The 25,671-nt window shown below is 54.0% G+C and carries 24 protein-coding genes; 1 reads left to right on the top strand and 23 read right to left on the bottom strand.

Features of this window, described 5'->3' with window-relative positions; translation table 11 throughout:
* Window positions 1–10: 10 nt before the first annotated feature.
* The 21 genes from pgsA to dpaA form a co-directional block, all read right to left on the bottom strand.
* The gene (gene pgsA / locus AP057_RS07675; protein ID WP_033016861.1) at window positions 11–589 is read right to left on the bottom strand and encodes a CDP-diacylglycerol--glycerol-3-phosphate 3-phosphatidyltransferase; all 579 of its coding nucleotides are present in this window, start codon (window positions 587–589) and stop codon (window positions 11–13) included.
* Window positions 590–669: 80 nt separating this feature from the next.
* Window positions 670–1,563, bottom strand: a complete 894-nt coding sequence (locus AP057_RS07670; RefSeq protein WP_049624707.1) for a RodZ domain-containing protein — start codon at window positions 1,561–1,563, stop codon at window positions 670–672.
* Between the two features lie 26 nt (window positions 1,564–1,589).
* A complete protein-coding gene (locus AP057_RS07665; protein WP_055358433.1) occupies window positions 1,590–2,381 on the bottom strand; it encodes a DUF3388 domain-containing protein in 792 nt (263 codons plus the stop codon).
* Between the two features lie 118 nt (window positions 2,382–2,499).
* Complete coding sequence (locus tag AP057_RS07660) at window positions 2,500–2,757, bottom strand: DUF3243 domain-containing protein (RefSeq protein WP_055358544.1); 258 nt, start codon at window positions 2,755–2,757, stop codon at window positions 2,500–2,502.
* A 67-nt stretch (window positions 2,758–2,824) separates the two neighbouring features.
* Entirely contained in the window at window positions 2,825–3,541 is a 717-nt protein-coding gene (ymfI, locus tag AP057_RS07655; protein ID WP_033012192.1) for an elongation factor P 5-aminopentanone reductase, read from the bottom strand.
* 191 nt (window positions 3,542–3,732) lie between these two features.
* A complete protein-coding gene (gene yfmH / locus AP057_RS07650; RefSeq protein ID WP_049624705.1) occupies window positions 3,733–5,022 on the bottom strand; it encodes an EF-P 5-aminopentanol modification-associated protein YfmH in 1,290 nt (429 codons plus the stop codon).
* Window positions 5,003–6,298: an EF-P 5-aminopentanol modification-associated protein YfmF gene (yfmF, locus tag AP057_RS07645; RefSeq protein ID WP_055358432.1), complete on the bottom strand. Its 1,296-nt coding sequence runs from the start codon at window positions 6,296–6,298 to the stop codon at window positions 5,003–5,005. The genes yfmH and yfmF overlap by 20 nt, the downstream gene beginning before the upstream one ends.
* Before the next feature lie 184 nt (window positions 6,299–6,482).
* Window positions 6,483–7,442: an ABC transporter permease gene (locus AP057_RS07640; protein WP_033012197.1), complete on the bottom strand. Its 960-nt coding sequence runs from the start codon at window positions 7,440–7,442 to the stop codon at window positions 6,483–6,485.
* Complete coding sequence (locus AP057_RS07635; RefSeq protein ID WP_033012199.1) at window positions 7,443–8,489, bottom strand: ABC transporter permease; 1,047 nt, start codon at window positions 8,487–8,489, stop codon at window positions 7,443–7,445.
* Window positions 8,489–10,015: an ABC transporter ATP-binding protein gene (locus AP057_RS07630; protein WP_049624702.1), complete on the bottom strand. Its 1,527-nt coding sequence runs from the start codon at window positions 10,013–10,015 to the stop codon at window positions 8,489–8,491. Before AP057_RS07630 ends, AP057_RS07635 begins: the two co-directional genes overlap by 1 nt.
* 526 nt (window positions 10,016–10,541) lie before the next feature.
* Window positions 10,542–11,633, bottom strand: a complete 1,092-nt coding sequence (locus AP057_RS07625; RefSeq protein ID WP_055358431.1) for a BMP family protein — start codon at window positions 11,631–11,633, stop codon at window positions 10,542–10,544.
* An 83-nt stretch (window positions 11,634–11,716) separates the two neighbouring features.
* Window positions 11,717–12,448, bottom strand: coding sequence for a GntR family transcriptional regulator (locus AP057_RS07620; RefSeq protein WP_055358430.1), 732 nt, complete (start codon window positions 12,446–12,448; stop codon window positions 11,717–11,719).
* A 321-nt stretch (window positions 12,449–12,769) separates the two neighbouring features.
* Window positions 12,770–15,094 (bottom strand): DNA translocase FtsK, encoded by a 2,325-nt coding sequence (locus tag AP057_RS07615; RefSeq protein ID WP_055358429.1) that lies wholly within the window; start codon window positions 15,092–15,094, stop codon window positions 12,770–12,772.
* A 108-nt stretch (window positions 15,095–15,202) separates the two neighbouring features.
* Complete coding sequence (locus AP057_RS07610; RefSeq protein ID WP_033008053.1) at window positions 15,203–15,427, bottom strand: YlzJ-like family protein; 225 nt, start codon at window positions 15,425–15,427, stop codon at window positions 15,203–15,205.
* Window positions 15,424–16,161, bottom strand: coding sequence for a ClpP family protease (locus tag AP057_RS07605; protein WP_033008054.1), 738 nt, complete (start codon window positions 16,159–16,161; stop codon window positions 15,424–15,426). Before AP057_RS07605 ends, AP057_RS07610 begins: the two co-directional genes overlap by 4 nt.
* 115 nt (window positions 16,162–16,276) lie before the next feature.
* Window positions 16,277–17,947 (bottom strand): ribonuclease J, encoded by a 1,671-nt coding sequence (locus AP057_RS07600; RefSeq protein WP_055358428.1) that lies wholly within the window; start codon window positions 17,945–17,947, stop codon window positions 16,277–16,279.
* 178 nt (window positions 17,948–18,125) lie between these two features.
* Window positions 18,126–18,995, bottom strand: a complete 870-nt coding sequence (gene dapA / locus AP057_RS07595) for a 4-hydroxy-tetrahydrodipicolinate synthase (RefSeq protein ID WP_033008058.1) — start codon at window positions 18,993–18,995, stop codon at window positions 18,126–18,128.
* 31 nt (window positions 18,996–19,026) lie between these two features.
* The gene (dapG, locus tag AP057_RS07590; RefSeq protein WP_053532331.1) at window positions 19,027–20,256 is read right to left on the bottom strand and encodes an aspartate kinase; all 1,230 of its coding nucleotides are present in this window, start codon (window positions 20,254–20,256) and stop codon (window positions 19,027–19,029) included.
* A 19-nt stretch (window positions 20,257–20,275) separates the two neighbouring features.
* On the bottom strand, window positions 20,276–21,319 hold the full coding sequence (gene asd / locus AP057_RS07585) for an aspartate-semialdehyde dehydrogenase (protein WP_033008061.1): 1,044 nt from the start codon (window positions 21,317–21,319) through the stop codon (window positions 20,276–20,278).
* A 120-nt stretch (window positions 21,320–21,439) separates the two neighbouring features.
* Window positions 21,440–22,048 carry a dipicolinate synthase subunit B gene (locus AP057_RS07580; RefSeq protein WP_033016831.1) on the bottom strand — a complete coding sequence of 203 codons (609 nt, stop codon included), beginning with the start codon at window positions 22,046–22,048 and terminating at the stop codon, window positions 21,440–21,442.
* Entirely contained in the window at window positions 22,045–22,950 is a 906-nt protein-coding gene (dpaA, locus tag AP057_RS07575; protein WP_049624699.1) for a dipicolinic acid synthetase subunit A, read from the bottom strand. The genes AP057_RS07580 and dpaA overlap by 4 nt, the downstream gene beginning before the upstream one ends.
* Window positions 22,951–23,129: 179 nt before the next feature.
* Between dpaA and AP057_RS07570 the strand changes: the two genes are divergently transcribed.
* The gene (locus AP057_RS07570; RefSeq protein ID WP_033008066.1) at window positions 23,130–23,372 is read left to right on the top strand and encodes a YlmC/YmxH family sporulation protein; all 243 of its coding nucleotides are present in this window, start codon (window positions 23,130–23,132) and stop codon (window positions 23,370–23,372) included.
* A gap of 71 nt (window positions 23,373–23,443) precedes the next feature.
* Here the strand turns inward: AP057_RS07570 and AP057_RS07565 are convergent, their stop codons facing one another.
* Together AP057_RS07565 and AP057_RS07560 are read right to left on the bottom strand one after the other, a co-directional pair.
* The gene (locus AP057_RS07565; protein WP_055358427.1) at window positions 23,444–24,691 is read right to left on the bottom strand and encodes a pitrilysin family protein; all 1,248 of its coding nucleotides are present in this window, start codon (window positions 24,689–24,691) and stop codon (window positions 23,444–23,446) included.
* Window positions 24,678–25,661, bottom strand: a complete 984-nt coding sequence (locus AP057_RS07560) for a polysaccharide deacetylase family protein (protein ID WP_055358426.1) — start codon at window positions 25,659–25,661, stop codon at window positions 24,678–24,680. Before AP057_RS07560 ends, AP057_RS07565 begins: the two co-directional genes overlap by 14 nt.
* Between the last annotated feature and the right edge of the window lie 10 nt (window positions 25,662–25,671).

The raw sequence follows: 25,671 nt of genomic DNA, 5'->3' as shown, positions 1-25,671 counted from the left end.
TTGTGGCCGGCTATTTCGAATGGGAAAACGCATGTCTGTTTTTCGCAAAATAATCCCAGCCAGACCAAATCGTAAAAATGACCGCCACCCACAGCGCCAATTCAGCGAACGGAAACGAAATGAGCGAGAATGGGAAGTTATGTAACAATAAAGCGGAAATGGCGACAATTTGCGTCCATGTCTTGATTTTGCCAAGCATGTTGGCAGCGACGACTTCCCCTTCCCCGGCGAGCACGAGCCGCAGGCCGGTAACGGCAAATTCGCGGCTGATGATGACGATCACCATCCAAGCCGGAGCGGCGCCGAGTTCAACGAGCACGATGAGCGCTGCTGACACAAGCAGTTTATCGGCAAGCGGATCTAAAAATTTTCCTAAATTCGTCACCAACCCGTATTTGCGGGCATAGTAGCCATCGATCCAGTCCGTGGCTGAGGCGATGATGAAAATGAGCGCGCCGGCAAGATGGGCAACCGGAAGCTCTGTCCCGCCGATTTGGATGCTTCCCCACCCGAACGGAACGAGCATCACGATCAAGAAAAACGGGATGAGCATAATGCGCGCTACCGTAATTTTATTCGGCAAGTTCACCACAAATACCTCCGCTCATTCAACATAGTTCAGTCCGTGCGAAAAGCAGGCGCCTTCCTGCGGAAAAGCGCCGTGTTCCATCATTTCTTCAACACGAAATGCAGCTTTTGGTATACTTCCTCTTTCGGGGCAAACGGGTAGGCAAACGGTTGGCCGTTCACCTTCATCTCAACATCGAGCGTGCGCCCGATTTTCACCCATACTTCGCTTTCGGCCGACAGATCGAACGTTTTCGTCTGCCCGCTTGTCAAGTTGCCGCGGTAAAACGTATGGCCTTTCGTATTGTATACTTCGACCCATGACGTTCCTTTGGATGAAAGCTCGATGGAAAACGCGCCAGAGCTGGCGACTTCAATCGTCGCCGTGTTGCCGCGCTTTTCCGTCACATTCATCGCCGCAGCCGGCTGTTCTTCTTCGCCAGTCGGCGCTGGCTGTTCATTTTGCTGTCCGTTTTCATTCGTTTCCTTCTCGTCCGTTTCCTTCGCCGACTGCTTTTGTTTCGCCTGTTCAAGCGGCGACTGTTTCGGCTTTTCCACTTCCGCCGTCTCCGGGCTCGTTTTCGCCGGGGGCTCGTTTGCCGTGCCGCGCTGGAGCAGCACCCAAACAAGAACGGCCGCCCCGACGACGACCGCCGCGATCAAGGCTTTCGGCAGCCAGTCGAGCCATTTCGTCCCTTCGGCGGAAAGCTGTTGGCGCGTTTTCACGCGCGACAGCGGCTGCGGAAGATCATCTTGGTACGATTGCGGAATGTCCTGCTTATATTGTTCAAACAGCTCATCCGGATCGAGGCCGACCGCCTCGGCGTATTGTCTAATGAAGGCGCGCACATAAAAATTGCCCGGCATAATGGCGTAATTCCCTTCTTCAATGCCGATCAAATACCGCTTCTGAATCTTCGTCATCTCTTGCAGCTCGTCCAAGCTGATGTTTTTTTCCTCTCGCGCTTCCCGCAAACGTTTTCCCAGTTCCGTCAACAGCCAACACCTTCCACTTGTTAAAATTAAAATCCAAATTCGGAAAATCCGTCTCCGCCCAGCAAGGACGGGCGTTCAATCGCATCGTAGGAAATGTCTTCATCCGGTTCATGGCGCAGCTCAATAATATAGTCAAAATCATCAAGCGTATATTCCGTATGGCGGACAAACATGTCCGGATGTTCCACGACCTTCGTCGCCTCGAGGCGCATCAGCTCACGGATGAGCTGCCAGTGCTGCTCATTGCCGCGGCGCGTCGAAACGATGCCGTCGACAATGAAAATGTTGTCCTCGCTATATTCGTCTTCCATCAGCTGCGTGCGGACGGTCTGCTTGATCAGCGTCGATGATACAAACAGCCACCGCTTATTGGCGCATACGCTCGCAGCAACGATCGACTCCGTCTTGCCGACGCGCGGCATCCCGCGAATGCCGATGAGCTTATGCCCTTTTTCTTTAAAAATTTCTGCCATAAAATCGACCAACAGCCCAAGCTCGTCGCGAACGAAGCGAAACGTCTTTTTGTCGTCGGCATCGCGCTGAATGTAGCGGCCATGGCGGACGGCCAAACGATCAAGCAGCTTCGGCTGGCGGAGTTTCGTCACCGTAATGTTGTCCATCGTCCGCAAAATTGTCGCCAGCCGCTCGATTTGTTCGTTGCTGTCGCAAAGAAGCAACATGCCGCGGCGCGAATCCCGGACGCCATTGATCGTCACGATGTTGATCGACAACATGCCGAGCAACGAGGCGACATCGCCGAGCAACCCTGGACGGTTGACATGAATCTCATACTCCAAATACCACTCCTGCTTGCCCATCCCGTCTCCTCCCTTGCCGCTGTCCGCACGAACGCCTTATGCTAAGTTCATACTACTATAACCGCGAACGGAAAAGCAACCGAAAAGAGGAAAGAAAAAAGAGAGGGAGCCCCTCTCTTTACCGGGTGTTATTTTGTTGGACAAGTTTCACCATCATGTTGGCAAGGGCATGCTGTTCTTTTTCATCCGCAACGCTCCAAAGGTCGGCGAGCACCCGTTCTTCCGGGTTTCTCGGGTCGACGTGTTTCGCCAAATAGTCCCCGATTTGATAGGCGACATCTGAGATCACTTGCTGGGTCAAACCTTGTTGCTGCGCTTGCTGCAGACGTTCCGATAAAAAGTCTTTCCATTGTTCAAAGTTATCCAGTACCGACATGTTCATTCCCTCCCTCCTTGATGAACGTTTCAAGGATAGTTTGCCTGCGGGCAAAAAAAATATACGCTCAACAATACCAGCCGCCGTTGACAGAGATGATTTGGCCGGTGATGTAAGAAGCGGCGTCCGACAACAAAAACGCCACTGTTTTCGCCACTTCCTCAGGGGTCCCGAGCCGGCCGGCCGGAATTTCATCGGCGAGCGCCGCCAATTCTTCTTCGCTGAACGGCCGGAGCATATCTGTGGCGATCGCTCCCGGCGCGACGGCGTTGACGCGGATGCCGCTCGGGGCGAGCTCTTTCGCCAGCGCCTTGGCGAACGCGTTTTGCCCGCCCTTGGTCATCGAATACACCGCTTCGCATGAGGCGCCGCACAACCCCCAAATCGAAGAAATGAACACAATTTGGCCGCGCTTTTTCGAAATCATCGGCGGCAGCAGTTTTTTCACAAGCTGCGCCGGGCTTGTCACATGGAGGCGCACCATCCGTTCGATCAGCTCGTCATTCATGTCGGTAAGCAACCCGTAATACGTGGCCCCGCTGTTATAAATGATGGCATCGATCGGGCGGTCGAGGCGGGAAAGCAGTTGGTCGACCCCGCCCGGCATCGACAAATCCGCTTCCACCGGCACGGTGTGCACGCCGGTTAGTTCGGCTTGTAGCGCCTCAATGGGCGCGCGGCGCCGGTAGTAATGAAGAAAAAGTCCATAGCCGCCTTGCGCGAGCTCGCGGGCGATGCTTTGCCCGATCGCGCTTGACGCTCCGGTAATTAACGCATAGCGCATCGAACGTTCTCCTCCTTCTGTTGGACGCAAAAAAGGGGCTGACGCAAAAGCCCCTTTTTGATGAAATGAAACTGAAAAACATGGGAAAGAGACCACCTCTGAAATCGTTGGTTTTACCAGGGGTTTCAGGGTGGTCTAGTTTTCCATGCTGCCCCAGATAGGGGCATTACCGCTCTTTCGGTCAGCCCCTGTCATTGCCCTTTTGGCACAACCTCGCAAACGGCGATTTGCGAATCGCGGAAACACACATCGGCAATGGCTGCAACGTCGTCAAGCGTCAACGATGACAACGCCGGCAAAATGTCAAACAAGCTCGCGCCGTAAAACGCGTAGCGCGTAAACTGGTTGGCGATATACTCCGGCGAGTTGAGCGCGCGCAAAAAAGCGCCGATTTTTTTCTTTTTCACCCGCTCAAATTCTTCCTTTTTTATAGTCTCCGCGGCAAACGACAGCAGCACCGTTTGAATTTCCGAAGCGAGCCGTTCAGCGTCCCTTGTATCGCCGCCGATCAACGCGAAGCCGAACCCGCGCTCTTCTGTATAATCGTACATAAATGTATCATCGATCAATCCTTCGCGGTACAGCCGTTCATAATGCGGCGAGCTTTTTCCAAACAAATAGTCTAATGCGACGTGGAAGGCAAGCTCATGCCGAAGTTTTTGTTCGCCGGCTTCAGGAACGGACGGCGCTTTGATGCCGACAAAGCACTTGTTCGTCTGCACATGCATCGGAATCACTTTTTTCTTTTCCGCTACTGCGCTCGGTTCTTCATACGCAAACCGCTTCACTTCCGGGGCTTGCGGGAACGACTTTTTCGCCTGGTTGTCGCGGATTTGCTGCATGATTTTTTGTTCATCGACCGGGCCGACGACAAACAAAAGCATGTTGCTCGGGTGGTAAAACGTTTCGTAGCACTCATACAGCAACTCTTTCGTAATTTGGGCGATCGATTCAACTGTGCCGGCGATGTCGATTTTGACCGGATGGTTGTGATACATGCTTTCGATGGCGCCGAAATAGACGCGCCAGTCTGGGTTGTCGTCGTACATCCGGATTTCCTGGCCGATGATCCCTTTTTCTTTTTCCACTGTCTTGTCGGAAAAGTACGGGCTTTGCACAAAATCGATCAACGTTTCCAAGTTTTTCTCGACATTGTCGGTGCTTGAGAACAAATAGGCGGTGCGGGTGAACGTCGTAAAGGCGTTCGCCGAGGCGCCTTGTTTGCTGAATTGCTGAAACACGTCGCCGTCTTCTTTTTCAAACAGCTTATGCTCCAAAAAATGGGCGATGCCGTCCGGAACGCGCTTCATCTCCGTTTTACCGAGCGGGACAAACTGGTTGTCCACCGAACCGTAATTCGTCGTAAACACGGCGTACGTTTTGTTGAATCCCTTTTTCGGCAAAATGTACACGTCAAGACCGTTGTCCATTTTTTCATAAAACAGCTCTTCGCGCAGCGTCTCATACACCCGTTTTTCCATCTTCCGTCGCCTCCATTCCGGTCAAAAAGTACACCGTATCCAACTCCACCTTGTCAGCGACGCGCACCACATCCTCGCGTGTCACTTGATCGGTGCCGGCCATCCATTCATCGATCGGGCGCTTTCGCGTTGAGACGACGTTATGGTACAACACCTCGACAAGCCCGCGCGGCGTATCGAGCGTCTCAAGCAGCTGGTTGCGGATGACCGCTTTCGTCTGCGCCATTTCTTCATCTGTGAAATCGCCGTTTTTCATCGCCTGCATTTGCTCATCGATGATGCGGCGCGCCTTCTCATAGTTGGACGGTTCAATGCCGGACATGACCATCAAAATCCCTTTATGGCTCTCAAGCCTTGAGGCGGCATAATAGGCAAGGCTTGCCTTCTCGCGGACGTTGATGAACAGCTTCGAATGGGAAAAACCGCCAAAAATGCCGTTAAACATTTGCAAGGCGTAGTAATCGTCATCTTCGTATGTGACATTCGTTCGGTAGCCGATGTTCAATTTCCCTTGCTTGACGTCTTGCCGTTCGATCACTTCCTTCACTTCCCCACGCGCTTTTGCCTGAGCTTGGGGCGTACGCGCCGGCTCTGCGCGGTCGGGCAGCAAAAAGCGCTGACGGACGGTGTTGAGCACCTCTTCTTCGTCGACATCGCCGATGACATACAAGTCAAGCTCATCTTCAGCCAACGCCCGCTCATAATAGCGGTGCAGTCTTTCCGCTGTAATGGCGTCGACATCCTCGAGCTCGCCATTAGGCGAGAGCGCGTACGGTTCGCCTTTGCACATTTCTTCTACAAGGCGCATGTTCGCATAGCGCATTTTGTCATCATACACCGCCTGAATGCGTTGACGGAGTGCCCGCTTTTCCTGCTCGACAATGTCGGTGACAAACCGCCCGCCATCAAGAGCCGGGCGGAACAGAAGATCGGCCAAGAGCTGAAGCGCTTTCGAAAGCAACGGCGTTTGCTCCGGCAAAAATCGTTCATTGGCGACATCGATGCGAATCGTCATGATATGATGTTCGCCTTTTTTCGTTAAATCGACGTTCAGCGTCGCCCCGTACAGTTCATCCAAATAGGTGCGCAGCGCCTTAACGCTCGGATAGTCGGCCGTGCCGCTTTGCAAGACGTATGGCAAAAGCGCGCGCAGCGTGACCGTTTCTTTAGCAAGAGGGGCCTTCATTTTCCAAACGATCGTGTTCGTTTTGTACTTATCGGTCGAAATCGTATGGACGCGAACCGGTCCGACCGCTGTGACTTTTTCGTCGACCAATCCAACTCCTCCTTTTCTGTCGCAAAATGGGCGGCATGCTTATTGTGAGATGTCTTATCAACAATATACCTGTTGCCAAGCGACAAATGCAAACAAATCCGCCTAGTTCGTCCGATGCGCTTGGAAACATTGCCATCATGGGAATGAAAAACAGCTGTCCGGTTGCGCCGGACAGCTGCAAGTTCTACCGTTTCCCTTTGATATATGGCGTGCCGGCCGCTTTCGGCGCCTCCGCCCGCCCGATGAAGCCGGCGAGCGCCAAAATGGTGAGCACGTACGGGGCGATGAGCAAGTAAACCGTCGGAACGTTTTTCAAAAACGGAATGGTTTGCCCGACAATGCTTAAGCTTTGCGCCAGTCCGAAAAAGAGCGCCGCTCCCATCGCGCCGATCGGATGCCATTTACCAAAAATCATGGCGGCGAGCGCCATAAATCCGTGCCCAGAAATCGTCGCATGGCTAAAATCACGGGAAATGATCGTCGCGTATACCGCACCGCCCAAACCGCCGAGCGCCCCGCTGATCATGACGGCGATGTAGCGCATTTTGGCGACATGAATCCCCATCGTATCCGCCGCCATCGGATGTTCGCCGACCGCACGCAGCCGCAGGCCAAACGGCGTTTTATAAATCACATACCAAGAGACAAACGCCAACAAAATGGCGATGTACGACGTCACATACGCATTGGAGAACAACAGCGGGCCGATGACCGGGATGTCGCTCAACACCGGCACATCGATTTTGTCAAACCCGACTTGAATTTGGTCGGTCTGGCCTTTGCCGTACATTTTTTTGACTAAAAACAGCGACAGGCCAAGCGCCAAAAAGTTGATCGCCACCCCGCTGACGACTTGGTCGGCGCGAAAGGTAACCGACGCGACAGCGTGCAGCAGGGAAAATACAGCGCCGACCACCATGGCAGCCAATAAGGCAAGCCACGGCGTCCATTCGCCAAACCGATCGGCAAACGTCAAATTAAAGACGATGCCGACAAACGCGCCGATGGTCATCAATCCTTCAAGCCCGATGTTGACGACGCCGGACCGTTCGCTGAACACACCGCCAAGCGCCGTGAAAATGAGGGGAGCCGCAAAGAAAATCGCTGTCGGGATAATCGTCTGCAACACGTCATACACGCTCACTTACTCCGCCCCCTTTTTCCAGCGAGATAACAGCCATCGAATCATATAGCTCGATGCCACAAAGAAAATGATGAGCGCGATAATAATATCGACGAGTTCGGTCGGCACGCCGGCGCTTGACGGCATTTCCAACGCCCCGACTTTTAAGGCGCCAAACAACAAGGCGGAGAGCAAAATGCCAAACGCGTTGTTGCCGCCGATCAAGGCGACGGCGATGCCGTCAAACCCGAGGCCGGTAAAGCCGGCTTTCGTCGAGATGTTTCCAAATGTGCCAAGACCCTCCATCGCCCCGGCGACGCCGGCAAAAGCGCCGGAGATGACCATCGCTAAAATGATGTTGGCGCGCACGTTCATGCCGGCATACTGGGAGGCATGCTGGTTGAACCCGACCGCCCGCAGCTCAAACCCTTTCGTCGTTCGCTCAAGCAAAAACCACATGACAAATGCGGCGGCGACAGCGATGAAAATGCCGTAATGCATGGTGGAATGATACGTAATGGCATCAAAAAAGTCAGAGTGAAGCGATGCGCTTTCTTTCACCGGCTTTGATTTAAATCCCTCATCGGACAAAACGGAACGGATGATGGCGTTCGTTACATGCAAAGCAATATAGTTCATCATAATCGTAATAATGACTTCATGCACTTTTAAATACGCCTTTAGCACGCCCGGGATCAGCCCCCAAAGCGCTCCGGCGAGGGCGGCCGCCAAAATGGCGAGCGGCAAATGGATGATTTTCGGCAAGTCGAACGACACGCCGACCCAGACGGCCGCCAGCCAGCCGACGATCAGCTGCCCTTCGACCCCGATGTTAAACAAGCCGGTGCGAAAAGCAAACGCCACCGCCAACCCGGTTAAAATGTACGGCGTCGTCTGGCGGATCGTTTCGCCGATATAGTACGTATCGCCAAATGCCCCGTACACGAGAGCGTAAAACCCAGCGATCGGGTTGTAGCCGCTCACGAGCATGACGATGGATCCGGCAGCCATGCCGAGCAAGACAGCCAATACAGGAATCAACAATTGCTGGAGACGGTTTGACTTCATCACGACACACCTGCTTCCTTCCGTTTACTTCCGGCCATCAGCAGCCCGAGCTCTTGTTCCGTCGTCTCTTTCGGATCGACGATGGCGACAATTTTCCCCTCATAAATAACGGCGATCCGGTCGCTGACGTTCATGACTTCATCGAGCTCAAATGAGACGAGCAGCACCGCTTTGCCGCGGTCGCGCTGTTCGATGAGCCGCTTATGGATAAACTCGATCGCGCCGACGTCAAGCCCCCTTGTCGGCTGGGCGGCGATCAACAAATCCGGGTCGCGGTCAACTTCGCGGCCGATGATCGCTTTTTGCTGGTTTCCGCCCGACAGCGCCCGCGCCTTCGTATATTCATCCGGCGTGCGCACGTCAAATTCGCGGATGAGCTGGCGCGCTTTTTCGTAAATGGCTTGAAAATTCAACAGACCCCGTTTCGAGTACGGCGGCTGATAGTACGTTTGCAGCACCATGTTTTCGCCGATCGGAAAGTCAAGGACAAGCCCGTGCTTATGCCGATCTTGCGGAATATGGCCGACGCCGGCTTCGATGATTTTGCGCGGCGGCAAATTCGTAATGTCTCGGCCGTTGAGGCGGATTGTCCCTGATTCAGCTTTGATCAACCCGGTTATGGCTTCAATGAGCTCGGTCTGGCCGTTGCCGTCAACTCCAGCAATGCCGACGATCTCGCCGGCGTGCACCGTCAAGTTCAAACCGTTGACCGCTTTGATCCCGCGCGCGTCCTTGACGACTAAGTCTTTAATTTCCAACACCGGTTTTCCAGGCTCAGCCGGTTTCTTAGCGGTCGTAAACTGCACCTCGCGGCCGACCATGAGCGCCGCCAGTTCGTTCGGATTCGTCTCCGCCACATTGAGCGTCGCAATTCCTTTGCCGCGGCGGATGACGGTGACGCGGTCGCACACTTCCATAATTTCTTTAAGTTTGTGTGTAATTAAAATGATGGATTTTCCTTCGCGGACGAGCGTGCGCATAATTTGGATGAGCTCGCGGATTTCCTGCGGCGTCAACACCGCTGTCGGTTCGTCAAAAATCAAAATATCGGCGCCGCGGTAAAGCGTCTTTAAAATTTCCACGCGCTGCTGCATGCCGACGGAAATGTCGGCGATCTTCGCTGTCGGATCGACCGCGAGTCCATATCGTTCCGACAATTCGCGCACTTCCCGCTCCGCCCGCTTCATATCGATCGTTCCGACCCGCGTCGGTTCGCTGCCTAAGATGATGTTTTCCGTCACCGTGAACGTATCGACGAGCATAAAGTGCTGATGCACCATGCCGATGCCAAGATCGTTGGCGACGTTCGGGTCGGTGATGCGCACCGGCTTTCCTTTCACACGGATTTCGCCGCCGTCCGGCTGGTATAAACCGAACAGCACGTTCATGAGCGTCGATTTGCCGGCCCCGTTTTCGCCAAGCAGAGCGTGTATCTCCCCCTTTTTCACTTGCAGCGTAATGTTGTCATTGGCGACAAACGTGCCAAACACTTTGCGGATATTGAGCATTTCAATCACGTATTCCAAGCGATTCACTCCTTACTCAAGCAAGGTCAAAATCACAAAATGAAAGGCGACAGCGAAACGGCCGCCCTTCATCCTATTTCGCGCAGGAGACTCCCACTTCAACGACCAAAGGGAGTAAGTGGGAGAGGAATGCGCGTTCCCCCTTTCTTTTGTGTATGATCGAATAAAGACGTGGAGAAAACCGTTCAATAAAGGCACTCCAATCACGGCTGCTCGATGGATGGAGTTGGCTGCAGGAAACGTTGTAACCGTCAAACATCGAGCGTAGGTCCGTCTGTTGTGTGTGGAAGCCAAGTACTGCCAACAGACACACCGAGAGAATCGGCAACGATGCAGGCATGACCTGCGTCGTTGGGCAGCGGTCAACCTGCCCCCTGATGCAACCCCAAGTCAAGGAAAGGAGGACGAAGTCCGTTTGCACTTCTGGGGAGTGGCAAGCCCCCACTTCAAGCGTTCGCGAAGTGGGAGTAGTTGACGATTTTGAAGAAGGCTAGCGGCTCGCGCTAGCCTTCTTCGCCGTTGTTCGTCACTTGATCGTCGCAGCGAATTGCTCGTACTCTTTCCGGTTTGTCGGAACTTTCACTTCGCCTTTGATGATTTTTTGCTTCCATTCGTCAACGGTTTTTAACACGTTCTCCGGAATGTTGTCTTGCGTCGGGGCAATGCCAACCCCATTTTCCGGCAACCCGTACTCAATCGTTTTGCCGCCCGGGAAGTCGCCCTCTTTCGCCCGTTTCGCCGTGTCATAGACAGCGACGTCGACGCGTTTCACCATCGAAGTGAGCGTTACGTTGTACGTTTTGCCGCCGACTTTCACTTCTCCCTCCGGCGCTTGGTCTTTGTCAACACCGATGACCCAAATTTCGCGGTTCGGATCTTTCTTCTTCAAATCTTTCGCTTCCGAGAAGACGCCGTTCCCAGTCGCTCCAGCTGCATGGTAGATGATGTCGATGCCAGACGCGTACATGCTCGAGGCGATCGCTTTCCCTTTATCCGCTTGGTCGAACGCCCCGGCGTATTGCACTTTCACAGTCGCCTTCGGATTGACCGCTTTCACGCCGGCGCGGAATCCGCTTTCGAATTTTTCGATCAACGGAATCTCCATCCCACCGACAAAGCCGATTTTATTCGTTTTCGTCATCAAACCGGCAACAACGCCGACAAGGAACGAGCCTTCATGCTCCTTGAACGTGATGCTGGCGACATTGGGCTCGTCAACAACCGTGTCGACGATGGCGAAATGTTTTTTCGGGTTTTGCTTCGCGACTTCTTTCACCGCGTCGCCCATCAAATACCCGATGCCGAAAATCAAGTCAAAGTCGCTGCGCACAAGCTTGTTTAAGTTCGTGGCATAGTCAGCGTCGCTCGATGACTGCAAGTAGTCGTAGCCGCCGCGGCCTTTTTCTAACCCGTTGTCTTTGCCGAACTTTTGCAGCCCTTCCCAAGCCGACTGGTTGAACGATTTGTCGTCAATGCCGCCGACGTCGGTGACCATGGCGACACTGAACGTATCTTTCTGATTGCCGCCTCCCGCATTGTTGCCGGCTTGTCCGCAGGCGCTAAGCAGCGTGCCGGCGGCAAACAGGACGGACAACACCAATCCGATTCGCTTTTTCACATTCACTACCCCCTGGCTTGAAAATTTGTTCTTTAATTAGTATAAAGCTTCCGCTCTCTTTCTATGTACCCATTTTCACCCCCTTAAAAGCTGAACCGCTTCCGCATGACATGGAAGCTGAACTTGTCGGAGCGGAAGTAGTTGACGGAATAAAAAATCGGCTCGTCGTTTTTGTCGAAATGCATTTGCTTGAGCACAAGCAGCGCCGTTTCCGGGTCGCATTGCAAAATCGGCGACACTTTTTCATGATAGCCGAGCGGCTCGATGCGCGCGACCGCATAGGCGATGTCGCGATGCGTTTGGTTGTGCAAGTTTTCAAACAACGATTCGTGTTCGTACGAAATGCCTTTTGGCAAATACTTGCTCAAAATTTTATCGAGGCAATAGACGACCGGCTCCCCGTCGGCGGTGCGCACCCGCTCGATCAACAAAATCTCGTCGTCCGGGCGGCATTGAAAACGGCGCATATCGTCTTCTGTCGGCAGCTGGATGGAAGAAGACAAAAAAATCGTTCCCGGTTTTCGTCCGGCTTGGCGGATCATGTCCGTGATGATTGAGAGCTGCTCGATGCCGGACGTAAACAGCGGCCGGGCGTTGACAAACGTTCCGACGCCGTGGCGGCGGATGATAATGTTTTCTTCTTCCAGCACCCTGAGCGCTTCCCTCAATGTCGCCCGGCTGACGCCAAGCTGTTTGGCAAGCTCAAACTCAGACGGCAGCTTTTGCTTTTCTTTGTACACGCCAGTTTCAATATCGTGTTTCAAACGGTCGATGACTTGCAAGTACAGATGGCGGTTGTCTGATTTGATTGACATGACAACGTCCTCCACATGATCTCCTGTAAGAGTCAGACCTCTGACATTAGACATATAACCTTTTTGAGACTACTATATCATTTTTTACTGGCCAAATAAATAGGGTTATCAAATTTTGTCGAAAAAAAAAGATATGTTTATGGAAGCGATTCCAATGTGGCATACGATTGGCAGGCAGGTGGCATCGACCTGCCTGCTTAGCGATCAGGGCTTGCGATGCAGCGCAAAAGACTGTTGATTTCAGCCCATGTTCAATGGAAAAACCTCGTGACGCCAGCGCTTTTCTGACAAAATGCTCTGAGGCCCATTTTCCGCCGAGTGCTACGACGTCTTTTTCAAATCTTCTTTCGACCAAAGAACCGCGCGCGGTTTGCTCCCTTCGTACGGACCGACGACGCCTCGCTCCTCCATGGCGTCGATCAGCCGGGCGGCGCGGTTGTAGCCAATGCGGAAGCGGCGCTGCAGCATCGACACAGAAGCGCTTTGCATTTCCACAACAAGGCGGACGGCCTCTTCATACAAGTCGTCTTCGAAGGCCGATGCGTTCGCCTCCTCTTCCGGTACGATCATCTCCTCGTAATATTGGACCTGCTGCTGGCCGATGACAAATTGGACGACGTCTTCCACTTCTTGATCGGACACAAATGCGCCTTGCACGCGCACCGGTTTGGACGCGCCCATGGGCAAAAACAGCATGTCGCCGCGGCCGAGAAGTTTTTCCGCCCCGCCCACATCGAGAATGGTGCGTGAGTCAATTTGCGATGAGACGCTGAACGCGATGCGTGACGGAATGTTGGCCTTAATGACGCCCGTGATAACGTCAACCGACGGGCGTTGAGTGGCGATGATCAAGTGAATGCCGGCCGCGCGCGCCATTTGCGCCAACCGAGTGATCGCCTCTTCCACATCTGACGAAGCGACCATCATCAAGTCAGCCAGTTCGTCAATGATGACGACGATATATGGCAAAAGCGGCTGCTGCTCCAGCGCGGCTTCGTTCTGCTGACGGATATGCTCGTTATACCCTTCAATGTTGCGCGTGCCGGTATGGGAAAACAGCTCGTAGCGCCGTTCCATTTCTTGGACGACTTTTTTCAGCGCTTGAGCCGCTTTTTTCGCATCGGTAACGACCGGCGTCAACAGATGCGGAATGCCATTGTAGACGCTTAGCTCGACCATTTTCGGGTCAATCATCATCAACTTCACTTCATGGGGCTTGGTGCGCATGAGCAGGCTGACGATAATGCCGTTGATACAGACGCTTTTCCCGCTCCCGGTAGCGCCGGCGATCAACAAATGCGGCATTTTGTTCAACTCGGCGGCAACGACTTCCCCGGAAATGTCGCGCCCGAGCGGGATCAACAGCTTGGATTCGGACCTTGTGTGCTCGACCGCCTCCAGCACTTCGCGCAGCGAGACGGTGGCGATCTCCTCGTTCGGCACTTCGATGCCGATTGCGGACTTGCCGGGGATGGGCGCTTCAATGCGGATGTCTTTCGCCGCCAAGGCGAGCGCCAAGTCGTCGCTTAAGCTGACGATTTTGCTTACTTTCACCCCGACGTCCGGGTACACTTCATATTTTGTCACCGCCGGGCCAAGGTGCACCTGCGTCACTTTCGCTTTAACGCCAAAGCTTTGGAACGTTTTTTCCAGCTTGCGCGCATTGGCATAAATATTCGCATGGTCGGTCGACTGCCCAGCCGGCTTTGGCGGACGGAGAAGTTCAAGCGGCGGCAAATCGTAATTGGCATTTTCATGCTCGGAAAACGCCAACGGCGGGGATGCCCCTCCTTCGCTGTCGTCATCTTCCACAGGCAACTGTTTCTCTTCTTCCGGCTCGGCGACCGCCCGGACGGCGGCAAAATCGGATATGATCGGCGGCGGCGAGAGCAATTCGTCGTCCGCCTCAGCAGCCCCGGCTTCTGCCGATTCCTCGGCCGGATAGGCGGCCGTCCGCCGTGAACGCCGGCCTCGTTCTACACTCGCTCGCCGTCTTCGCCCCGCGAGCCATTGTTTCACATCGGCGACGAACGCCAGCCATTCCTTCCGCACAAGCGCGGCCGCCCCAACAACTATCTGTCCGATCGTTTCGCGCAGCGATTTCCCGGTCAATACGACAAAGCCGACTACAAACAGCAGAAAACAAATCCATTTTGTCCCGAGCGAATCAAACAGCTGATAGCTGGCGGCAAACAACAGAGCGCCAGCCATTCCGCCGCCTAGGTCGGCATGGGACTCCTTTCCGCCCGCCTCGTTCCAAAACAGCGCCCACGTCGTCCGGATGACGCTCGGATCAAGCTCACCGCGCCGCGACATGAGCTCAAATAACTTCTCGTGACTTAGCAGCAAAAGCGCCGCTGTGATGACTGACACGCCGACAAACGGACGGCTCGCCCATGACGGCCACGATTGTTTCCAAATGAGGATGAGCGATAAAATGAACACTCCCCCTATTAACAGCATGTACCATTCGCCGAAAAAAAAGCGGCCGACAAGCACGAATGTTTCCCCGACAAGCCCGAGGCGAGCCATCGCCACAACGGCAACAGCCAGCAGCCCGAGACCGATCAATTCAAAGCGAATTGTCTCCGTCCATGACTGTTTCTTTGGCGGTTTTCCTTTTTTTTGTCGCTTTCGTTTCGCCATGATCGCTCACTCCAACATGAATGAATTGGCAAGCCGGAAAAAAGCAGCCAACAATGGCTGCTTTTTTCCGTTTGTCTATTATTATATCATGAACAACTTGACAATTCATTACGATGTTGCGACAGAAACCGGAAACCGCACCCCTGGCGCATACTTGGCGTTTAAAAAATGATAGGGGTTGGTGCTTAAGTTTTGCACGATTTCATATTCGCCCGTATCGGTCATTTGGACGAGCAACGGGATGCCTTCGTAATGCACTAGCTTTTGCTTTTCATACGCGGCCGCATCGACCGGGAACACCAAATGTTCCGGCATGATCGTGTACAAAATCATTGGATCATCTTCCCTTCGCCGCCTTTTTTCGCTTCGATCAACTGGCGCAGCTTCGCCATGGCCTGTGAGACGCCGCCCACTTCATCGATCAAGCCGTACCGGACCGCATCGGGACCGACGACGTTCGTGCCGATGTCGCGCGTCAAATTGCCTTTGGAAAACATGAGCTCTTTAAACTTCTCCTCGCTAATGTTGGAATGCTTCGTTACGAAGCGGACGACGCGTTCCTGCATTTTATCCAAATACTCAAACGTCTGCGGAACGCCAATGACAAGCCCCGTCAAACGGATCGGATGAATCGTCATCGTCGCCGTCTCAGTGATGAACGAATAGTTGCACGAAACGGCGATCGGCACGCCGATCGAATGGCCGCCGCCAAGCACGATGGAAACGGTCGGTTTTGACAGCGAAGCGAGCATTTCCGCAATCGCAAGCCCGGCCTCCACATCACCGCCGACCGTATTTAAAATGACGAGCAGCCCTTCGATTTTCGGATTTTGCTCAATGGCGACGATTTGCGGGATCACATGTTCGTATTTTGTCGCCTTGTTTTGCGGCGGCAGCTGAATATGACCTTCAATTTGGCCGACAATCGTCAGACAATGAATGTTCGTATCCGGTTCCATTTGCGGGACGTTCGTCTGCCCAAGCTGGGTGATGGCAGCAGTGGCCTCTTCCGTTTTCGTTTCCGGTTTTTCTTCCGTCTCTTCCTGAAGGTAACGCTCCTTGTCCATCGATTCCTTCTCCTTTCTATCGGTCATACGTTTAGTATGGCCGAAAAGAAAAAGAAAAATGCCGGCAACGGTTCACCGTTTCCAGCATTTCCCTTGGACTTTGAGCATGATTGCGTTATACCTCCATAATAATCGGCAAAATCATCGGCTTTCGCTTCGTTTTCTCAAACAAAAACTGGCTTAGCGCCTCGCGAATGTTCGCCTTTAACGATGACCATTCCAGCATGTATGATTCCAGACAGCGCTTAATGATCTCCGCCACCATTTGCTCAGCCTCTTCCAACAGCGTCTCCGCCTCGCGCATATAAACGAATCCGCGCGAGATGATTTCCGGTCCAGCAGCAATCGTTTTCGCTTCTTTGTTTAGTGTCACCACGGCGATCAAAATGCCGTCCTGCGACAACAAACGCCTGTCGCGCAACACAATATTGCCGACGTCACCGATGCCGAGGCCATCGATTAAAATGTTGCCGTACGGCACTTTACCGCCAGGGCGGGCGGCTCCGCCGCGAAATTCGACCACTTCACCTTTGTCAAGCAAAAACGTCCGCTCTTCCGAGATGCCGACCGCCTTCGCCAACCGGGCGTGCGCCTTTTGCATTCGGTACTCCCCATGCACCGGGATGAAATATTTCGGCTTCATCAAATTAAGCATGAGCTTAAGCTCTTCTTGGCAGCCGTGCCCGGACACGTGCACTTGCCGATTGTGGTAAATGACGTTCGCCCCAGCCCGGTATAGGGCGTCGATCGTTTTCGAAAACCCAAGCTCATACCCCGGCATGACAGAAGCAGCGACGATGACGGTGTCTCCCTCTTTAATGTTCACCTGCTTGTTCGCCTGCCGCGCCATGCGCCAAAGCGCGCTCATCGGCTCGCCATGACCCCCGGTCGTCAAAATGACGAGTTCATCATCCCCATAGCGGTCCAAGTCGTAGGAAGAAATCGTCACCTTATCCGGCAGATGCAAATAACCGAGGCGGACGGCGATGTCCATAATTTTATGCAGCGTTTTGCCGATCACCGCCACCTTGCGCCCGTACTGCTTGGCGGCGTAAAGCACTTGTTGGATGCGCGTAATGTTCGAAGCATAGCAGGCGACAAACACGCGCCCTTTCGCGTGGCCGATCACATCTGCAATCTCATGGGCGACGGCTGTATCAGAGCCGCTGTAGCCCGGACGCTCGGCATTCGTGCTGTCCGACAAAAGACAAAGCACCCCTTGTTCGCCGATTTGCGCCATTTTCCCCAAGTCGGCGCGATTATTGCCATACGGCGTCTGGTCAAATTTAAAATCGCTCGTGTACACGATCGCCCCTTGCGATGTATGCAGGCTGATGCCGATCGAATCGGGGATGCTGTGGATCGTGCGGAAAAACGTCACTTTTGCTTTGTCAAACAGCAGTTCAGCGTCAGGATGAATTTCATTCAGTTTGGCGTTTGCAATGCCTTGCTCTTTTAAAATCGCTTCCGCCAACCCGAGCGTCAGCTTCGTCCCGTAGACTGGCACAGACAGCTGCTTGAGCACGTAGGCGATCGCTCCCATATGCTCCTCATGCCCGTGAGTGAGAAAAATCGCCTGAATGCGGTGCTGCCGTTCAATTAAGTAGGCAATGTCCGGGATGACTTTGTCAATGCCAAACATCTCATCTTCCGGGAACATCACCCCGGCATCGAGGACGAAAATGTCCTCGTCCAATTCGACGACATACATGTTTTTGCCGATTTCCCCGACTCCCCCAAGGGCAAAAATGCGTATTTTCTCTACTGGCTTTATTTTGGATTTCAAGGCTGCGTCCTCCTAATTGTGATGCTAACCCGCTCAAAGTCACTTGCCTTTATTATAACGAATTGATGCCAAAAAACACAAGATGGTTCATGAACGAGCCGGCGCATTTCACCGTCTCGACAAAAAAGCCCCAACGTCCGAACCGACGCTGGGGTCATTTGCTGCACGGATATGGCCATCAAGCATCAAGCAGACGGCTGAGCTCGTTTCGCTCCTGCTCGGTGAGCGGAACGAGCGGAAGGCGTACCGAGCCGACATCCAAGCCGCGCAACTGCAGGGCGGTTTTCACCGGCACCGGGCTCGGCGCAGCGAACAGCCCTTTCATGAGCGGCAGCCATTTCCGGTGCAACGCGGCGGCGGCTTGATGGTCGCCGGCCTGGAATGCACGAATCATTTGTTGCATTTCGTTGCCGATGATGTGCGATGCAACAGAAACCACGCCGGCGCCGCCGATCGCCAACACCGGCAGCGTCAAGCTGTCATCGCCGCTATACAGTTGAAAATCGTCCGGCGTGCGTTCAATGATTTCCGCCATCGCTTCTAAATTGCCGCCGGCTTCTTTGACCGCGACAATATTCGGAATCGCTGCCAGCCGAATGACGGTCTCAGGAGCGAGGTTGACCGACGTGCGCCCCGGCACGTTGTACAACATGACCGGCAGCGGCGTGCTCTCAGCGATCGCTTTAAAATGCTGATACAGCCCTTCTTGATTCGGTTTGTTGTAATATGGCGCCACAAGCATGACGGCATCGACGCCTGCTTCTTCCGCCCGTTTCGTCAGCTCGATCGAGGCGCGCGTATTGTTCGTTCCCGTCCCAGCAATAACCGGCACGCGGCCATTGACGACGGAAACGACATGGCGGAACAGTGCGACTTTCTCTTCCGTCGTCAACGTCGGCGATTCGCCGGTCGTGCCTGCGACAACAAGCGCATCCGTGCCGTTGTCAAGCAAATAGTTGACGAGTTCTGTCGTTTTCGCTAAATCTAAGTTTCCTTTTCGGTCAAAGGGAGTGACCATCGCAGTGACGACATTCCCGAACTGAACCACGGTTTTCACTCCTCATTTTCAAATCGGTTGATCATTCGTCCTGTTTGGCCTCGGACAAGCAAAAGGCGTCGTGCAAGGCATTGACGGCCTTTTCCATATCGTCTTGTTTGACTAATACCCAAATGGTCGTATGGCTGTCTGCCGATTGCAAAATTTGGATGCCTTGCTCCGATAGAGCGGTGACGATTTTGGCCGTTACTCCCGGCACACCGGCAATGCCGGCGCCAACGACCGACACTTTGGCGCAGCGGGGCGTCACAACCGGATCATAGCCAATGCGGCGCAAAGCGGCTATCGCTTTTTCCGTCATATCTCCGCTCACCGTATAGACGACGCCGTACGGTGAAATGTTGATAAAGTCGACGCTGATTCCTTCGTGAGCCATCGCCTGAAATACATCCGACTGCAGTTCATAATGCCCTTCTTTTGCCAACACTTTCATTTGCGTCACATTGGCGACGTACGTAATGCCCGTGACGAGACGCTCTTTCACATCGCTTCCTCTTTGACCGCGCACCGATGACGTAACGAGCGTCCCTGGCCCATCGGAATACGTTGAACGGATGCGCAGCGGTACTTTCGCCTGCATGGCGATTTCCACCGCGCGCGGATGGATCACTTTCGCCCCTTGGTACGCCATATTGCAAATTTCCGTATAGGTGACAACTTCCAACGGCCGAGCATTTTCGACAATACGCGGGTCGGCCGTCATCACGCCATCGACATCGGTAAAAATGTCAACCCACTCGGCGTTTAGCGCCGCGCCGAGCGCCGCGGCCGATGTATCGCTCCCGCCGCGCCCGAGCGTTGTGATGTCTCCGTTTTCCGCCATGCCTTGAAAGCCGGCGACGACGACGACGTCGTATTCCCGAAGCGCTTCAAGCAACCGTTCGCAGCGCATTTCAACAATTTTGGCGTTCGTATGATCACTGGTCGTGCGAAATCCGGCTTGCGCGCCGGTAAACGCCGTCGCCTTGATGCCGTGTTCGTTCAGCAAGTTGCTGAACACGACGCTCGAAATGATTTCCCCGCACGCCATAAGCATATCTTGCTCGCGCTTCGTCACATGGTGACGGGCTCCGCCGATCAAGCCAAGAAGCGTGTCGGTCGCATACGGATCGCCTTGGCGGCCCATCGCTGATACAACGACGACGACTTTGTACCCATCTTCAAGCGCGTTTTCAATATGGCGGCGCGCCAAGTTTCGCCCGCGTTCGTCGCGGACGGACGTGCCGCCGAACTTTTGAACAATGATTTTCATGATAACACCCCGATACTCGTTAAATGAGCCCGAGCTTCAGCAAACTTTCGGCAATTTGCACGGAATTTGAAGCAGCCCCTTTTAGCAAGTTGTCGGCAACAATCCATAAATGAAAGGCGCGGCTGTTGTCCAAATCGCGGCGGATGCGGCCGACAAAGACGTCGTATTGGCCGACGCAGTTGGCCGGCATCGGATACAGCTGTTCGCTCGGATCGTCTTGGAGAACGACGCCCGGCGCCTCGCGCAGCACCGCTTGCAAATCGGCAGCCGTGACGCCGTCTTGCTCGATCTCGATATACACCGACTCCGAATGCCCGCTCGCCACCGGAATGCGTACGCACGTCGCCGCGACGCTCAGCTCGGGCATATGCATGATTTTTTTCGTTTCGTTGATCATTTTCATCTCTTCGAACGTAAACCCGTTATCTTGAAACTTATCGATTTGCGGAATGGCGTTAAACGCGATTGGGTAATGCTTCCGGTCCGATTTGACCGGCAAAATGGTTGCCTCGAACGGCTTATTGTCAAGCACCGCTTTCGTCTGCTCGTACAGCTCTTCAATCGCCTGCGCCCCTGCTCCCGAGACGGCCTGGTACGTGGAAACGATGACGCGGGATAAGCCGAACGCCTTCCGAATCGGCTCAAGCGCCACGACCATTTGAATCGTCGAGCAGTTCGGATTGGCGATGATGCCGTTATGCCATGTCAAATCGCTTTCGTTCACTTCCGGGACGACAAGCGGCACGTTTTCCTCCATCCGGAATGCGCTCGTGTTGTCGATGACAATCGCCCCGCGCCGAACCGCCTCCGGCGCCAATGCTTTCGACACTGCGCCGCCAGCGCTGAATAAGGCGATATCAACCCCATCAAAGCGCTCGGGCGCGGCGGCCTGCACTTCAATCTCTCTGCCGCGGAAGCGCATTTTTTTGCCAGCCGAGCGTTCTGACGATAACAACGTTAATGTTCCGACCGGGAAGTTCCGGTCTTCAAGCGTCCGCACCATTTGTTGTCCGACTGCCCCCGTGGCTCCGACGACAGCGACATGGTATTGTTTTTCAGCCATCAGCCATTCTCCTTCCACATCGTCACTCTAAAGAGATGAATTCATAGTCTTTATTTTATCACATTCCGCTGCGGACGAGAGAAAATTTTTCTGTCCGGTGTCGATTTTCCACACCCTCCGTTAGTCGTTGTAACGGAACCGTTCGATCACAACTGGCTGCAGCTGCTTTCCTTCCAAGGCGGCAAGCACAGTGTCATGCAGGAGCGTCATGCGCGCCACCATCGAGTTCGGTTTGGCGTGCGGAGCATCTTGGCCAAACGGGATGAAGTAAATGTTTTTCGCCGCCATCAGCCGCATCAAATTGACGCCGTTTAGGCCGAGGGCGTCATTCGTGGAAATGCCGAGCACGACCGGGCGGTGGTTGCGCATCGTCGCCTTGGCGGCCATCAACACCGGTGAATCGGTCATGGCGTTTGCCAGCTTGCTCATCGAGTTGCCGGTCAGCGGCGCGATGACCATGCAGTCGAGCGGGATTTTCGGCCCGAGCGGTTCAGCCTTGACGATCGTGTCAATCACCTCGTTCCCGGTCAATTGCTCGAGTTTTTTCACCCACTCTTCCCCTTCGCCAAACCGGGTGTTCGTCGTCTTCACCGTATACGTGACGATTGGCAGCACCTCCGCCCCTTCATTCACGAGTTTTTCAATTTCCGGGAACACAGCGTCATACGTGCAGTGCGATCCAGTCAGGCCGAAGCCGATCCGCTTCCCCTTCAGGCTTTTTTCGCTCATTGTTTATTCTCCTTCCGTTTCTGTAAATCTTGATACAAAAGCTGCGCCAAGACGTTGGCGATAATTTGTCCGGCCGTTTTCGGCGCGACGACCCCCGGCAGCCCAGGCGCCAAGATGGCTTTCACTCCGCGCTTTTCAGCATAGCGGAAATCGGTGCCGCCCGGCTTTGACGCCAAATCGATGATCAGCGTATGGGCCGGCATTTTCGCGATGACGCTCGCCGTTACAATCAAATGGGGGACGGTGTTAACACAAACGTCGATATCGCGCACTTCTTTTTCCAAATCATTTAAATGAAACGGTTCAAGCCCCATTTCCGTAATGCGTGCCAAATGTTCCGACCGGCGCGCCCCGACTTTCACTTTTGCCCCCAAAGCGGCAAATGTCCGGGCGACGGTCATGCCAACGCGCCCCAATCCTAAAACGGCGATGCGGGAACCGTGAATCGTAAAATCGGTGTGCTGGATCACCATCATCACCGTTCCTTCAGCGGTTGGGATCGAGTTGTAAATGGCGACATCATCGCGCTCAAACAGCTGGATGTATTTGCGCCCGGTCTTTTTCATCAGTTCGTCTAAATACGAGTTGCTGATGCCGGAATAAACGGTGCACCGCTTGGCTGTTTTTTGCACCATCTCTTCCGTGAACGGAATCGGCTCGTGGGAAAACACGCTGTTGACCTTGCCATCCAATGTCGTGCCGTGAACCGGCAAAATGATCGCATCCAGGTCGGCAAAATCGACCTCCTCGATCGACATCTTCGTCGCCCCGGTAAAATGGTGGGCGAGCTGGTCAAAGCCGACAAGCGACAATTTGGCGTCCAGTTCAACAAGCTTGCGAATCACTTCAAGTTGCCGCGCATCACCGCCGATGATGGCGACATGCATTCCTGTCAACATCATATGTCCTCGTCACCTTCTTTACTGGCAAACTGCTTCGTTTCTTTTCCCATCTTATGTTGGAAGAAAAATATAGGTGAATGCCCTTGGCGGAAAAATAGGCCATTGGCGGGCGGTATTTTTTGCCCGCCCGTTTCTTACAATAGAAGTAGGGAAGAGGGAAGGGGGAAGGGGGAATCAGCGTGAGGCTGAGTGAATTAAGCGGCAAAGAAATCGTCGATGTGCGGCGGGCGGAGCGGCTTGGGGTGCTTGGGCAAACAGATTTGGAAATCAACGAGCAAACAGGGCAAATCGAAGCGTTGCTCATCCCGACTGGAAAATGGTTCGGGTTTCGCAAAGACGGGCAGGAAATTCGCGTGCCGTGGAAGTATATTCGCAAAATCGGCGCCGATATGGTGATGATCGACGCTCCGGAACAAGAATGACGGGCGCGCCAAACGAAAAAAGCTAACAACCTCACAACGGGTCGTTAGCTTTTTTTATGCCCGACAGGCGGCTACGATCGAAGCGGGCGCGGCAGCACGCCATCCGGGCTGATTAAGGCGAGCGCGTAATCATCGGTAAAAACGATGCGCGCCAACTCATTCACTTTTTCCACCGTGACGCTTTCAATTTCCTCGATAATCTCGTCAAGCGACCGATGGCGGCCGAGAAGAAGTTCGTTTTTGCCGTTGCGGCTCATGCGGCTGTTCGTGCTTTCAAGCCCAAGCATCAAGCTTCCTTTCATCTGTTCTTTGCTGTTATGCAGCTCTTTTTCCGTAATACCGTCTTCTTTCAACTGGCGCAGCGTCCGTTGGATCGTTTCAAACAAAACGTCAAGCTGGCTGCTCCCCGTGCCGGCGTAAATGGCGAGCAAGCCGCTGTCTTGGTAGGCGGAATGGTACGAGAACACCGAATACGCCAATCCGCGCTGTTCGCGCACTTCTTGAAACAGCCGGCTGCTCATGCTGCCGCCTAAAATATTGTTGAGGATCAGAAGCGGATACGCATCCGGGTGGCCGACCGGCAGGCCGTTGAACCCGATGCATACGTGCGCCTGCTCCGTGTCTTTTTTGCGCGCGAGCTTTTGCGGCACAAACGTCGGCGTCCCTGACGGAGCGGGCTTGCGGGACGCAGTGAACGAGCCGAAATAACGTTCGACTTCAGTGATAAACCGCTCATCGACATTGCCGGCAACGGAAACGACAACGCGATCCGGAGTATAGTAGTCGGCCATATATTGGCGCAACGTGTCCCCCGTAAACGTGCGCAACGTCTCTTCCGTGCCTAAAATCGGGTAGCCGAGCGGATGACCCGCATAGCATGCCTTGCCGAGCAAATCGTGGACGATGTCATCCGGCGTGTCTTCGTACATTTTGATTTCCTCAAGCACCACGTTCCGCTCTTTTTGCAGCTCATCCTCAACGAACGTCGAGTGAAAAAACATATCGGCAAGCATTTCCAACGCGAGCGGTGCATGTTCGTCCAACACTTTGGCGTAATAGCACGTATACTCTTTCGACGTAAAGGCGTTCACTTGCCCGCCGATGCTGTCAAACGCTTCGGCGATATCCCGGGCCGTGCGCGTTGCCGTCCCTTTAAAAAACATGTGCTCTAAAAAGTGGGAAATGCCGTTGTTTTGTTCCGTCTCATTGCGCGAACCTGTGCCGATCCATACGCCGATGGCCACCGACCTTACAGTCGGAATTTGCTCCAGCACGATTCGCACGCCGTTTTTGCACGTGTACTTGTTAATCAACTCCATGTTCCTCCTGTTTTTTGGCCAGTCTTTTCTCGTCGAATAAGGCTGTCAGGCTGCCGATGGCATAGCCTTTCCGCTTGATCGAGGCGATCAGCTCATCGAGTGCGGCCGCCGTCGGCATCGTCGGATGCATCAAAATCATGGCGCCGGGATGGATTTTTGATGTTACCCGTTTCACTATAGCAGATGGCGACGGTTTTTGCCAATCAATTGTATCAACGCTCCACATGATCGTCTTCATGCCGAGCTCGGCGGCGATGTTGACGACGTCATCACGGTAGCTGCCGCTCGGCGGGGCAAACCATTTGCATTTGACCGACGTCGCCGCTTCAATGACTTCATTCGTCTTTTCCAGTTCGCGGCGGACCGCTTCGTTGCTGAGCGTTTTCATATCCGGATGGCTGTAGGAATGGTTGCCGATTTCATGGCCGGCATCTGCTATCATTTTTGCCATCTCCGGATGGTTTTTTACCCATCGCCCTTCCAAAAAGAACGTCGCCTTCACCCCGTGTTTTTTCAACGTCTCAAGCATATCGGGGATGTATTCTTCCCCCCAGGCCACGTTGATGAGCAGCGAGACCATCGGTTTGTCGGGGTGGCCGCGATAGATCGGCGCCGGCGGCAAGTCATCCAAATGAACGCGCGGCGGCACTTGGCGGAACACGAGTTTTCGTTCATCGAACGTTCCCGTTTTCTTCATGTTTTCATAAGAGGCGTCAATATCGACAGCGAGCCCGTTGTACCCCGGCGTCGCCTTCCACACTTTATCAATGACCGCATCCTGGGCGGGAATTTCGTATTGCTTCGCCTGCTTGACAATCGTCTCGTACAGTTTGTCGCGTTCTTTCATGGCGGTCATTTCCACTGGGCGCCAGCTCTCGATGTAGCCGCCGACCGGAGGCCACTGAACCGCCATCCAAGCGATGAGAAACATGACCGCTAGCGCCATGTATCGGGCATAGCCGTTGTTCACCCTTGTCCCC

The sequence above is a fragment of the Geobacillus sp. Sah69 genome (assembly GCF_001414205.1).
Lineage (GTDB): Bacteria > Bacillota > Bacilli > Bacillales > Anoxybacillaceae > Geobacillus > Geobacillus stearothermophilus.
Note: the sequence above shows the minus strand (reverse complement) of the source record. Positions and strands in the feature narration are given on the sequence as shown.

Excerpts from the sequence above, each read along its gene's own strand:
- AP057_RS07565 (WP_055358427.1), bottom strand. The coding sequence starts at position 24,691 with ATGGAGTTGATTAACAAGTACACGTGCAAAAACGGCGTGCGAATCGTG.
- dapG (WP_053532331.1), bottom strand. The coding sequence starts at position 20,256 with ATGAAAATCATTGTTCAAAAGTTCGGCGGCACGTCCGTCCGCGACGAA.
- AP057_RS07610 (WP_033008053.1), bottom strand. The coding sequence starts at position 15,427 with ATGATTTTGTACACGATCATGCCGGAACATTTGGTGTTCCCGGTCGAT.
- AP057_RS07615 (WP_055358429.1), bottom strand. The coding sequence starts at position 15,094 with ATGGCGAAACGAAAGCGACAAAAAAAAGGAAAACCGCCAAAGAAACAG.
- yfmH (WP_049624705.1), bottom strand. The coding sequence starts at position 5,022 with ATGGAAAAACGGGTGTATGAGACGCTGCGCGAAGAGCTGTTTTATGAA.
- dpaA (WP_049624699.1), bottom strand. The coding sequence starts at position 22,950 with ATGATGTTGACAGGAATGCATGTCGCCATCATCGGCGGTGATGCGCGG.
- AP057_RS07620 (WP_055358430.1), bottom strand. The coding sequence starts at position 12,448 with ATGTCAATCAAATCAGACAACCGCCATCTGTACTTGCAAGTCATCGAC.
- AP057_RS07665 (WP_055358433.1), bottom strand. The coding sequence starts at position 2,381 with ATGGGCAAGCAGGAGTGGTATTTGGAGTATGAGATTCATGTCAACCGT.
- AP057_RS07635 (WP_033012199.1), bottom strand. The coding sequence starts at position 8,489 with ATGAAGTCAAACCGTCTCCAGCAATTGTTGATTCCTGTATTGGCTGTC.
- AP057_RS07605 (WP_033008054.1), bottom strand. The coding sequence starts at position 16,161 with ATGGACAAGGAGCGTTACCTTCAGGAAGAGACGGAAGAAAAACCGGAA.
- asd (WP_033008061.1), bottom strand. The coding sequence starts at position 21,319 with ATGGCTGAAAAACAATACCATGTCGCTGTCGTCGGAGCCACGGGGGCA.
- AP057_RS07580 (WP_033016831.1), bottom strand. The coding sequence starts at position 22,048 with ATGAGCGAAAAAAGCCTGAAGGGGAAGCGGATCGGCTTCGGCCTGACT.
- ymfI (WP_033012192.1), bottom strand. The coding sequence starts at position 3,541 with ATGCGCTATGCGTTAATTACCGGAGCGTCAAGCGCGATCGGGCAAAGC.
- AP057_RS07660 (WP_055358544.1), bottom strand. The coding sequence starts at position 2,757 with ATGTCGGTACTGGATAACTTTGAACAATGGAAAGACTTTTTATCGGAA.